12 protein-coding genes are annotated in these 11307 nt (G+C 73.6%); 5 read left to right on the plus strand and 7 right to left on the minus strand.

The genetic code is table 11. From position 1 onward, the window contains the following. Positions 1–12: 12 nt before the first annotated feature. Positions 13–1209, minus strand: a complete 1197-nt coding sequence (locus tag ACTMTB_RS19535; RefSeq protein WP_088964115.1) for an acyl-CoA dehydrogenase family protein — start codon at positions 1207–1209, stop codon at positions 13–15. A gap of 180 nt (positions 1210–1389) precedes the next feature. Between ACTMTB_RS19535 and ACTMTB_RS19540 the strand changes: the two genes are divergently transcribed. Then, positions 1390–1893 (plus strand): DUF4190 domain-containing protein, encoded by a 504-nt coding sequence (locus ACTMTB_RS19540; protein WP_441147497.1) that lies wholly within the window; start codon positions 1390–1392, stop codon positions 1891–1893. An 11-nt stretch (positions 1894–1904) separates the two neighbouring features. On the opposite strand, the gene ACTMTB_RS19545 is transcribed toward ACTMTB_RS19540, so the two are convergent. After that, positions 1905–2810, minus strand: a complete 906-nt coding sequence (locus ACTMTB_RS19545) for an SDR family NAD(P)-dependent oxidoreductase (RefSeq protein ID WP_441147499.1) — start codon at positions 2808–2810, stop codon at positions 1905–1907. A 112-nt stretch (positions 2811–2922) separates the two neighbouring features. Here ACTMTB_RS19545 and ACTMTB_RS19550 point away from each other — a divergent pair, with 112 nt between their 5' ends. Next, complete coding sequence (locus ACTMTB_RS19550; RefSeq protein WP_441147501.1) at positions 2923–3441, plus strand: DUF4190 domain-containing protein; 519 nt, start codon at positions 2923–2925, stop codon at positions 3439–3441. A gap of 42 nt (positions 3442–3483) precedes the next feature. Here the strand turns inward: ACTMTB_RS19550 and ACTMTB_RS19555 are convergent, their stop codons facing one another. Then, on the minus strand, positions 3484–4440 hold the full coding sequence (locus ACTMTB_RS19555; protein WP_088964118.1) for an HpcH/HpaI aldolase/citrate lyase family protein: 957 nt from the start codon (positions 4438–4440) through the stop codon (positions 3484–3486). Positions 4441–4570: 130 nt separating this feature from the next. On the opposite strand from ACTMTB_RS19555, the gene ACTMTB_RS19560 reads away from it, so the two are divergent. Further along, complete coding sequence (locus tag ACTMTB_RS19560) at positions 4571–5395, plus strand: SDR family NAD(P)-dependent oxidoreductase (protein ID WP_441147504.1); 825 nt, start codon at positions 4571–4573, stop codon at positions 5393–5395. After that, positions 5392–5685, plus strand: a complete 294-nt coding sequence (locus ACTMTB_RS19565) for a hypothetical protein (protein WP_441147505.1) — start codon at positions 5392–5394, stop codon at positions 5683–5685. Before ACTMTB_RS19560 ends, ACTMTB_RS19565 begins: the two co-directional genes overlap by 4 nt. 24 nt (positions 5686–5709) lie before the next feature. Here the strand turns inward: ACTMTB_RS19565 and ACTMTB_RS19570 are convergent, their stop codons facing one another. Further along, positions 5710–7860, minus strand: coding sequence for an APC family permease (locus ACTMTB_RS19570; protein WP_441147507.1), 2151 nt, complete (start codon positions 7858–7860; stop codon positions 5710–5712). 193 nt (positions 7861–8053) lie between these two features. Beyond that, positions 8054–9019, minus strand: coding sequence for a DMT family transporter (locus ACTMTB_RS19575; protein WP_441147509.1), 966 nt, complete (start codon positions 9017–9019; stop codon positions 8054–8056). Positions 9020–9115: 96 nt separating this feature from the next. Between ACTMTB_RS19575 and ACTMTB_RS19580 the strand changes: the two genes are divergently transcribed. Beyond that, positions 9116–9814: an HAD family hydrolase gene (locus ACTMTB_RS19580; protein ID WP_441147511.1), complete on the plus strand. Its 699-nt coding sequence runs from the start codon at positions 9116–9118 to the stop codon at positions 9812–9814. A 49-nt stretch (positions 9815–9863) separates the two neighbouring features. Here the strand turns inward: ACTMTB_RS19580 and ACTMTB_RS19585 are convergent, their stop codons facing one another. Further along, the gene (locus ACTMTB_RS19585) at positions 9864–10355 is read right to left on the minus strand and encodes a hypothetical protein (protein ID WP_441147658.1); all 492 of its coding nucleotides are present in this window, start codon (positions 10353–10355) and stop codon (positions 9864–9866) included. A gap of 62 nt (positions 10356–10417) precedes the next feature. Further along, positions 10418–11287, minus strand: a complete 870-nt coding sequence (locus ACTMTB_RS19590) for a PhzF family phenazine biosynthesis protein (RefSeq protein WP_441147513.1) — start codon at positions 11285–11287, stop codon at positions 10418–10420. Between the last annotated feature and the right edge of the window lie 20 nt (positions 11288–11307).

Genomic DNA, 11307 nt, shown 5'->3' on the forward strand with positions numbered 1-11307 from the left:
CCGGCGCACCGGTCAGAGCTTGTACTCCTTGAGCAGGCCCCGGGAAATGATGGTCTTCTGGATCTCCGAGGTGCCCTCGCCGATGAGCAGGAAGGGCGCCTCCCGCATCAGCCGCTCGATCTCGTACTCCTTGGAGTAGCCGTAGCCGCCGTGGATGCGGAACGCCTCCTGGACGACCTCGGCGCAGTACTCCGAGGCGAGCAGCTTGGCCATGCCGGCCTCGACGTCGTTGCGCTGGCCGGCGTCCTTGAGCCGGGCGGCGTTGACCATCAGCGCGTGGGCGGCCTCGATCTTGGTGCCCATCTCGGCGAGCTTGAAGGCGATGGCCTGGTGCTTGGCGAGGGGCTGGCCGAAGGTGCGGCGCTGCTGGGCGTACTGGACGGCAAGCTCGAAGGCGCGGATGGAGATGCCACACGCCCGGGCGGCCACGTTGACCCGGCCGACCTCGATGCCGTCCATCATCTGGTAGAAGCCACGGCCGACCTTGTCCGCGCCGCCGAGGACGGCGGACGCGGGGACGGTGACGCCGTCGAGCACCATCTCGGTCGTCTCGACGCCCTTGTAGCCCATCTTGTCGATCTTGCCGGGGATGGTCAGGCCGGGCGCGGTCTCGCCGAAGCCGGGCTCCTTCTCCAGCAGGAAGGTGCTCATGTTGCCGTAGACCGACTCCGCGCCGGTGTCGGTCTTGACCAGGGTGGCCACCACCGACGAGTACGCCCCGTTGGTCAGCCACATCTTCTGGCCGTTGAGGACGTAGTTGTCGCCGTCGCGGACGGCCTTCGACTTGATCGCCGAGACGTCGGAGCCGGTCTCCGGCTCCGACATCGAGAACGCGCCGCGCACCTCGCCGGTGGCCATCTTCGGCAGCAGCCGGGCCTTCTGCTCGGCGGAGCCGTGCTGGGAGATCAGGTACGCCACGATGAAATGGGTGTTGACGATGCCGGAGATCGACATCCAGCCCCGCGACAGCTGCTCGACCACCAGGGCGTAGGTCAGCAGGGACTCGCCCAGGCCGCCGTACTCCTCGTCGATGGTGAGACCGAACAGGCCCATCTCCCGCATCCCGTCGAGGATGTCGGTCGGGTACTCGTCGGCGTGCTCCAGCCGCTGCGCGTGCGGGATGATCTCCTTGTCGGCGAACTCCCGGACGGTTTCCAGGATCGACCGCTGCACGTCGGTCAGGCCGGGCGTCTGGGCGAGTCTGGCCATCTCAGCCTCCGGGGGATCGGCGCATTACTCATGGGTAACTGAACGCTCGGTCAGTATCGGCCCCGGGACGGTCGAGGCCAAGGTGACCAGTCCACACAACCGCTGTGAAAAGGTTCACCGCTGCGGGTAGCGTCCGCAAGTGAGGAGCGCTGTGACCTGCGGCGGAGGAGGCGAACGGACGTGAGTCATCCACCACCCGGCGAGCCGGAGCAGCCGCCGTCGCCGTACGAGCAGCCGGGCCAGCCGTCCGGGCTGCCCCAGTGGGGCCAGCAGCCGGACCAGCGGCAGTGGGGCCAGCAGCCGGACCAGCCGCAGTGGGGCCAGCAGCCGGACCAGCCGCAGTGGGGTCAGCAGCCGCAGGAGCACCAGCAGTGGGCGCAGCAGCCGGCGTACCCGCCGCAGGGCCCGTACGGCCAGTACGGTCCGCCACCGGGAGGCGGCGGCGGACCGAACACCATGGCGATCCTGTCGCTGGTCTTCGCCTTCGTCTTCGCCCCGGCCGGGATCGTCCTCGGCCACCTGGCCAAGCGGCAGATCCGGCGGACCGGCGAGGACGGTGACCAGCTCGCCACTTGGGGGCTGATCCTCAGCTACGTCTTCACCGCGATCGGCCTGCTCGCCTGCTGCGGCTGGATCGCCCTGGCCGTCTGGGCCAACTCCGACGGCGGCGGCACCTACAACTGACCCGGGCGGGGTCAGCGGAACTGCGCCTCGCGGACGCTGTTGCCGCCGTCCACCACCAGCATCTGCCCGGTGATGTACGAGGCGGCCGGCGAGCAGAGGAAGGTGATGGCGGCGGCCACCTCGTCCGGGGTGCCGGGGCGCCCGACCGGGGTGCCCATCCCCTGCTTGATCTCGGCCACCGTCGAGGCCGCCGTGTAGATGGTGCCCGGGGCCACGGAGTTCACGGTCACCCCGTCGGCGATCATCTCCATCGCCAGGGCACGGGTCAGCCCGACCACGCCGGCCTTGGCCGCCGCGTACGCCGCCTCGGTGGGCAGCGCGTTCACCGGCCCGGCGGTGGCCGCCAGGTTCACGATCCGCCCCCAGCCCCGCTCGGCCATCCCGCCGATGAAGGCGCGGCTGCACAGGAACGCGGTGGTCAGGTTCCGGTCGATCTCGCCCCGCCACTCGTCGTAGCTGAGCTGGGCCACCGGGCGCAGCACCTCCGGGCTGGCCCGGCTGGCCAGGCCCGCGTTGTTGACCAGCACCTCGACGTCGCCGAGCTGCTCGGCCACCGCGTCGGCGAGCGCGCCGACCTCGGACTCGTCGGTGAGGTCGGCGACGAAGCCGGTGACGCCCAGCTCGCCGGCCCGTTCGTGGATCCGCCGGGTGGTGGAGACGATCGCCACCCGGGCGCCCAGGTCGGCCAGCCGGCGGGCGGTCGCGTACCCGATGCCGTCGGGGCTGCCCGCGCCGGTGACCAGGGCGACCCGCCCGTCCAGCCGCATGGTGACCGGCTCGGCCACCGGAACCGGCTCGTCCTGGTCGTCCGGCCCGACGGTGGCGACGGCGCGGGTACGCCGGGCCAGCCCGGGGCGGCTCACGTCCCGCCTCGGTCGGCTGCCGGAACGGTCGGCACCACGCGCGTCGATAGCCATGCCGAGATCCTGCCCGCTCGCGACGTCCCGGGCAACGCGGCACCACGGGGACCTCTTGTTTGTCCGGTCATGACTACCCTGACGGCGCACCCACACGCGACGGAGAGACCTGATGACCTATCCCCCACCGTCCGGCGGCTGGAGCAACCCGGCCGGCGACCCGACACTGCCGGTCAGCGGCCAACCGATCCCGGCGCAGCCGACGGGCAGGGACCCGTACGCCCCGCCGGACCCGTACGCCGCCGCCGTGCCGCCGCAGGCGGCGCCGGTCGATCCGTACCAGCCGCACGGCTACCCGCCCCCGACCGGCTACCCCGGGTACGGCTACCCGCCCGCCCCGCAGACCAACGGCCTGGCCATCGCCGCGATGGTCGTCTCGATCCTCGGCGCGCTCGGCCTCTGCGGCTACGGGCTCGGCGGCTGGATCGGGCTCATCGGCGCGATCCTCGGCCACGTGTCCCGCAAGCAGATCCGGGAGAAGGGTGAAGGCGGTGAGGGCTTCGCCACCGCCGGCATCATCGTGGGCTGGATCGCCACCGTGATCGCGCTGCTGGCCACCATCGCCATCGTGGTGTTCTTCGTCTGGCTGGCGAACCAGGACCCGTCGACCTACGACAGCAGCACCTACTGACCGGTGCCGCCGCCCCGGTCGCCCGGGGCGGCGGCGTACGGCTCATTCCGAGGGCGGGGTGAAGCTGGAGGTGCGGGTCATCCCGGCGGCGCGCCCCTTGGCGGCGATCACCAGGGCCATCTTGCGGGACGCCTCGTCGATCATCTCGTCGCCGAGCATCACCGCGCCGAGCTTGCCGCCGGCCTCCGAGGTGTAGTGCTCGTAGGCGTCGAGGATCAGCTCGGCGTGGTCGTAGTCGGCCTGGGCCGGCTGGTAGACCTCGTTCGCGGCGTCGATCTGGCCGGGGTGCAGCACCCACTTGCCGTCGAAGCCCAGCGCCGCGGAGCGCTTGGCCACCTCGCGGAACGCGTCGACGTCGCGGATCTGCAGGAACGGGCCGTCGATGGCCTGCTTGTCGTGCATCCGGGCGGCCATCAGGATCCGCATCAGGATGTAGTGGTAGGGGTCGCCCGGGTAATCCGGGATCAGCGCGCCGACCACCAGCGACTTCATGTTGATCGAGGCCATGAAGTCGGCCGGACCGAAGATGATGGTCTCGACCCGGGGCGAGGCGGCGGCGATGGCGTCGACGTTGACCAGGCCGGCGGCGTTCTCGATCTGCGCCTCGATGCCGATCCGGCCGACCTCCAGGCCCAGGGTCTTCTCGATCTGCGTCAGCGTCAGGTCCAGCCACTGCACCTGGGCGGCGTTCTGCACCTTCGGCAGCATGATGCAGTCGAGGTTCGCGCCGGCGCCCTCGACCACCTCGATGACGTCCCGGTAGGTCCACGGGGTGGTCAGGTCGTTGACCCGGACCACCCGGGTCTTGCCGGCCCAGTCGCCCTCGTTGAGCGCCGCGACGATGTTCTTGCGGGCGTCCGGCTTGGCCAGCGGGGCGACCGCGTCCTCCAGGTCGAGGAAGACCTGGTCGGCGGGGAGGCCCTGGGCCTTGCCGAGCATCTTGACGCTGGAACCCGGCACGGCGAGGCAGGACCGGCGGGGGCGACCGACTGCGGCCATTGGATGCGCTCCTTCCAGCGTCCGGCGGGCACGCCGACGCCACCTGGATGACGAGAACGAGAACTTAACGATCCCAAAGGGCGTTGTGACGCCACGGTAACCTCGTGCCGTGACCGGGGTGAATGGACCTGTGGAAGATCTCACTGAGCGTCGGATCGTGGTGGTGACCGGGGCCAGCTCCGGCATCGGCCTGGCCGCCGCGACGGCCCTGGCCCGCCGGGGCGACCAGGTCGTGCTGGTCGGGCGGGACCCGGGCCGGCTCCAGGCCGCCGGCGACCGGGTACGCGAGGCCTGCGGCGAGCGCCCCGAGCTGTTCCGCGCCGACTTCGCGGTGCTGGACGACGTACGCGGGCTCGCCGAGCGGCTGCGGGCCGCGTACGACCGGATCGACGTGCTGGCCAACAACGCCGGGGCGATCGTGCTGGAACCGCTCACCACCGTGGACGGCTTCGAGCTCTCGATGCAGGCCAACCACCTGGCCCCGTTCCTGCTGAGCAACCTGCTGGCCGACCGGGTCGGCCGGATGGTGGTGACGGCCTCCGGCGCGCACCGCAGCGGGGCGCTCGACCCGGACGACCTGAACGCCACGCTGCGCCCGTACCGGCCGGTCCGCGCGTACGGCACCAGCAAGCAGGCGAACATCCTGTTCACCGCGGAGGCGGCCCGGCGCTGGCCGGACGTCCGGTCGTACTGCTTCCACCCCGGGGTGGTGCGGACCCGGTTCGGGGCGGACAGCCGGCTGGTCGCCCTCGGCATGCGGCTGCTGCCGTTCCGCAGCCCGGAGCGGGGCGCGGAGACGCTGGTCTGGCTGGCCAACCAGGACCCGTCCCGGCTGGTCGACGGCGCCTACTACGCCGACCGGAAGCTGCGCCGGCCGCTGCGCAAGGCGGCCGACCCGCAGCTCGCCGCCCGGCTCTGGACGGCCAGCGCCGAGGCCGTCGGCATCGCCGGATGAGCGCGCCGGACGAGGGGCTCTTCCTGGTGGCGGTGGTCGACCTGGCACCCGACGCCGTCGACGCCGGCCACCGGTACGAGGACGCCGTGCTCGGGCTGCTCGGGCGGCACGGCGGACGGCTGGAACGGCGGTTGCACAGCACCGACGAACGGACCGAGGTGCACCTGATCCGGTTCGCGTCGCGGGCCGGGCTGGCGGCGTTCCTGGCCGACCCGGACCGGCTGGTCCAGCGGGCGGCGATCGGCGACGCGGCACCGACCACCCGGGTGATCGAGGTCCACGACCGCTGACCGCCCACCGGGCGGCCCCGGCGGTCACTCGCGGAGGTGCACCGGGACGCTGGTGACCACCACCCCCGGCAGCGGCCGCAACGCCCGGCGCAGCCGCTGCTCGGTCCGGCTGTGCAGCGGGCGGTGCCAGCTCCGGCGCAGCACCACCTCGGGCACGATCACGGTCAGCACCAGCTCCGGCCCGGTGTCGTGCAGCGCCTCCAGGTAGTGCGCCAGCGGCCCGATCACCGCCCGGTACGGCGACACGATGGTCTCCAGCCGCACGTGGTCCCCCCAGGCCCGCCACTGCTCGCGGAACCGGTCCGCCTCCGCCTCCTCCGGCGCGATGTGCACCGCCAGGGTCGGCTGGCCCAGCGACACCGCGTACGCCAGGGCGCGCAGCGATGCCCGGTTGAGCCGGGCCATCGGGACCACCACCAGGTGGCGTACCTGTTGGGGCAGTTCCTCGCCCTCGGCGGGCCCGGCGGCGACGGGCGCGACCGGCGGCGGGTGCAGGGCCAGCGCGGCGTGCAGGTTCCGGTAGTGCCGGTGCACCCGGTGGAAGAGGAACACGAGCAGCGGTACGGCGATCACCACCACCCAGGCGCCCTCGGTGAACTTGGCGACCGCCGCGGTGACGAGCACCAGCCCGGAGAGCGTGGCGCCGACCGCGTTGACCGCCAGCCGGCCCCGCCAGCCGGCCCCGCGCCGGCGACGCCAGTGCACCACCATCCCGGCCTGGGAGAGGGTGAAGGCGAGGAACACCCCGACCGCGTAGAGCGGGATCAGCCCCTCGGTGTAGCCGCCGAAGGCGACGAAGACCAGCGCGGCGGTCGCGGCGAGCGCGACCAGGCCATGGCTGAACGCCAGCCGGTCCCCCATGTGCAGGAAGCGGCGCGGCGCGTGACCGGCCCGGGCCATGAAGAACAGCAGCCGGGGGAAGCCGTTGAAGGCGGTGTTCGCCGCCAGCAGCAGGATCAGCGCGGTGGCGGCCTGGATCAGGCCGTACCAGGGACCGGTCGGAAAGGTGACCCGGGCCAGCTGGGAGAGCAGGGTCTCCTCCGTCGTCGGCACCAGGCCGGCCAGGTGGATCAGCAGGGTGAGCGCGGCGAAGAGCAGCACCAGCATCGCCACCATCCAGCCCAGGGTGGTGCGGGCGTTGCGCCACTCGGGCGGGCGGAACGCCGGGACCGCGTTGGACACCGCCTCGATGCCGGTCATCGACACCGCGCCCGAGGCGAAGGCGCGCAGCACCAGCAGCAGGCCGAGCCCCTCGGCCGCCGGCACCGCCGGCGGCGGCACCGGCGTGAAGCCGCGTCCGGTGACCCGCAGGTAGCCGACCGCCAGCAGGGCCAGCAACGCGACCACGAAGGCGTACGTGGGGAGCACGAAGATGTTGCCGGCGGTCCGGACCCCGCGCAGGTTGGCGGCGAGCAGCACCGCGATGACCAGCACCCCGAGCGGGACGGCGAACGGCGCCAGCCCGGGCAGCGCCGAGGTGACCGCGTGCACCCCGGCGGCCACCGAGACGGCCACGGTCAACACGTAGTCGAGGATCAGCCCGGCCGCGGCGGTCAGCCCCGCCGCGGTGCCCAGGTTGTCCCCCGCGACGATGTACGACCCCGCGCCGTGCGGGTAGGCGTGGATGGTCTGCCGGTAGGAGACGCCGACGGCGATCATGAGCACCACCAGCGCGGCGGCCAGCGGCAGGGAGAGCCCCAACGCCGCGCTGCCGGCCAGCACCAGCACGGCCAGCATCGCCTCCGGCCCGTACGCCACCGAACTGAGCAGGTCGGAGGAGAGCACCGGCAGCGCCACCAGCTTGCGCATCCGCTCGTAGAGCACCGCCGCGCTGGACAGCGGCGGCCCGAAAACGGCCCGCCGCAGCCGGGTCAGCGCCCGGCCGAACCGGGTGCCGGGCAGGTTGGCCGGTTCGGTGGCGACCAGTTCGTCCGGCTGCTCCCGGCGGAACATGGCGATCGGGGCCAGCCGGCCGAAGCGGGTCGGGGTGGGACGCTCCCCCTGCCGACCGAGGGTCGGGTCGATCGGCAGCTCGCCCGGTTGGTCGGCGCGCCAGCGGTCGCCGATCCGGCGCAGGGTGCCCAGTTCCTCCGGGTCGAGCGGCGGGAACTCGGCCGACGGGGTGACGACGGTGCCGCTGTCGGCCTCGTCCTCGTCGCCCGGTCGCCCCGCCATCTCGCCACACCTCCCTCCGCACTCTCACGCGCGAGCGGCGGTCGTGGCGGCGGAATCGGCGTTCTCCCGCGAAGCGCCGAGCGGGCGGTGGCAGCCGGCGGTGGGCCGAGCGGGCCGATCCGGGGTCGGGCGCCGGGTGGCCCCGGCGTCGGGCCGCTGGTCGACCGACCGGCGGGGACGGGGCGAGCCGGAGTCAGGCCGCCGGCGGGGCGGCGTCGGCGGGGACCGGGGCCGGTGCGGGGCGGCGGCCGGCACGGGCGCCACCGAGCACCACCACGGCCACCCCGACCAGCAGCAGGGCCAGCCCGGGCAGGGCGAGCGGGCGGGGCAGCTGAGCGAGCCAGACCCAGCCGATCAGGGCGGCGCCGGGCGCCTCCAGCAGGATCAGCACGCTGACCGTGGTGGCCGACACGCGGCGCAGGGCGTAGTTGAACATCGAGTGCCCGAGCAGCTGGGCGCCGGCGACGAGGCCGAGGATGGCCAGCCAGGTCGCGGAGTCGTACCCGCGCAGTGGCACGCCGCCGACCAGGCACACCACCAGCAGGATCAGCGCGCACACCCCGTAGCAGATGGTGGTGTAGGTGGTGGTGCTGATGGTGGCCCGGGCGCGCTCGCCGAACGCGGTGTAGACCGCGGCGAACAGGCCGCCGGTGATCGCCAGCAGGTCCCCGGCGAAGGCCCGTCCGGAGACGGCGACGTCCGCCCCGGTGGCGAGCACCGCGCCCGTCACGGCCACCGCGATGCCGACCCAGACGGCGTACGGCAGGTGCCGGCCCTGCCAGCGGGCGATCAGCCCCTGCCAGATCGGCTGGGTGGCGCCGAGCGCGGTGGCCGCGGCGACCGAGGTGAGCTGCGCGCTCGGCATCCAGGTGGCGAAGTGGGCGGCCAGCGCCACGCCGGAGAGCACGCAGTACCAGCCCTCCCGCCGGCCCGCCCCCACGGTCAGCGCCCGGAACTCGGCCCGGCGGCGGGCCAGCGAGAACGGGCCGAGCACGGCGACCGAGAGCAGGTTGCGCCAGAACGCGACGGCCAGCGCCGGGGCCGCGGCGAAGGCGATCAGCGGGGCGGAGGAGGAGACGGCGGCGACGGCGAGCGCGAGGACGCCGACGGTCAGCGGGTCCACCGTCGGGCGGTGCGGGGTGGGGGACACGGAGAGCAATACTCACACAACTTTGGACACCACTCAGCGTCAACGCTCCGTTACGATCATGCGCGTCCGCGCCGGCGATCCCTCGACGTCCGGAGGCGCTTTCCCATGCCCAGGTACCCTGCGGTGCTGTTCGACTTCTTCGGCACCCTGACCCGCTGCGTCCAGCGCGGCCCCGCCCACGAAACCACCGCCGACCTGCTCGGTTGTCCCGTCGACACGCTCGCCGCGGTCCTCGACCGCACCTTCTACCAGCGGGCCAGCGGCCGGCACGGCAACGCCGAGGCGACGCTGCGCTGGGTCTGCGTCCAGGCCGGCGTCCACCCCTCCGACGACGCCATCCGGGCTGCGGTGGCCTCCCGGCACCGGGCGGTACGCGCCGACACCCGGCTGCGCGACGACGCGGTACCCGCGCTCGCCGCGCTGCGGGAGCGGGGCATCCGCACCGGCGTGGTCAGCGACTGCACCCACGAGCTGCCGGCGTTCCTGCCGCAGCTGGCCGTCGCCCCGCTGCTCGACGCGCGGGTCTTCTCCGTCCACGTCGGCCGGTGCAAGCCGGACCCGGCGCTCTACCTGGCCGCCTGCCGTCGGCTCGCCGTGCGGCCCGAGGACTGCCTCTACGTCGGTGACGGTGGCAGCCGGGAGCTGACCGGTGCGCAGCGGGCGGGGATGACCGCCGTGCGGCTGGTCGCCCCCGACCTGGCCGGTCACCTGGTCTTCGACGCCGAGCCGGACTGGGACGGCCCGGTCGTCGGCTCGCTGAGCGAGGTGGTCGAGCTGGTCGACGCGGTGCCGGTGGGTTGCTGAGCGCTCAGCGGCTGTCGGGAAACACCGGGCGAGGTTTCCCGACAGCCGCTCAACGGCGGCGGACCTTGTGCAGGCGGAACGGTTTGCGGGTGGCGCGCACGGCGGGAGTCTCGCGCGGCACCTCGGCCAGCGAGTCGGCCGGCAGGTCCGTGCCGGCGTCCGGCGCGCCGGCCGGGGCGAGCCGGGTCAGCGCGCAGCCGTCGGCCGCCCAGCGGGCCACCAGGTCGGCGGTGGGTCCGGAGGCGTTCAGCCGCTTCGCCGCCACCAGCGGGGCGGAGGTCTCCCACGCCTCGGTGGCCGGCGCCAACCGGGTCACCTGGGCCGGCCAGGTCACGATCCGCCCGCCGTGGTCGCCGCGCAGGGTCACCCGCGCCTGCGCCGCCTCGGCCAGCCCGGGCGCGGACTGCTCGCCCGGCCCGCTGACCACGAAGAGCGACCCCTCCAGCGGCACGCACCACAGCGCCAGCGCCGGGCCGTCGCCGACGCTCACCCAGGCCACGGCCGCCTTCTTCATCGCCTCGTCGACCAGGGGCGTCGACATCGGGTCGTCCACCTCGTCCGTCACACCGGCATCCTCTCGTACGTGGGGCGTGCGGTCACCGGTCAACCGACGAACGGCGGGACCAGGATCTCGCCCCGGGCCACCGCCATGACCTGACCGGAGACGGTGGCGCCGACCGCCGCCCCGTCGGCCGCGGTCACCGTGCAGGCCAGCGCCGACGGGCGGTGGATCTCGATGCCCTGGCGGACCGCGTACTCGGAGCGCCCGTCGCCGGGGAGCAGCCCGCTGGCGACCAGCCAGACGCCGAGCCCGAGGGCGGCCGAGCCGGTCGCCGGGTCCTCCGGCACGCCGAGCCCGGGCACGAAGACGCGGGCGTGCGCGGTTTGCGTCTCGGCGTCCCAGGAGAAGACGCTGACATGCTCCACCCCGTACCGTTCCGCCGCCGCCGCGTTGACCTTGGCGCGGGCCACCGCGTCCGGGCGGACCGGAAGGTAGGGGAACTCCAGCCCGCAGCCGGCCACCCGGGGCGCCGGGCCGGCGTGGTCGTCGGCGGTGAGGCCGGCCATCTCCAGCAGCGGCTCCGGGTCCAGCTCCGGCCCGAGGGTGGGGGTGCCGCCGGTCAGGGTGGCACCGGTCTCGCCGACCTCGATCGGCAGCACCCCGGCACCGCACTCCTGGGTGATACTGCCCACACCGAACATGCCGCGCCGGCTGGCGGTGACCGCCGCGCCGACGCTGGGGTGCCCGGCGAACGGCAACTCCGCGGCCGGGGTGAAGATCCGGGCCCGGTAGGTGGCCCCGACCTGGGTGGGCGGCAGCACGAACACCGTTTCCGAGAGGTTGAACTCCAGCGCGAGCGCCTGCATCTGTTCGGTGGCGAGCCCTTCGGCGCCGAACACCACGGCCAGCGGGTTGCCGGCGAACGGGCGATCGGTGAAGACGTCCACGATCTCGTAGGCCAAGGTCGACATGTTGATAAACACTAGGCGCT

The organism is Micromonospora sp. L32 (genome assembly GCF_052068055.1).
Lineage (GTDB): Bacteria > Actinomycetota > Actinomycetes > Mycobacteriales > Micromonosporaceae > Micromonospora > Micromonospora purpureochromogenes.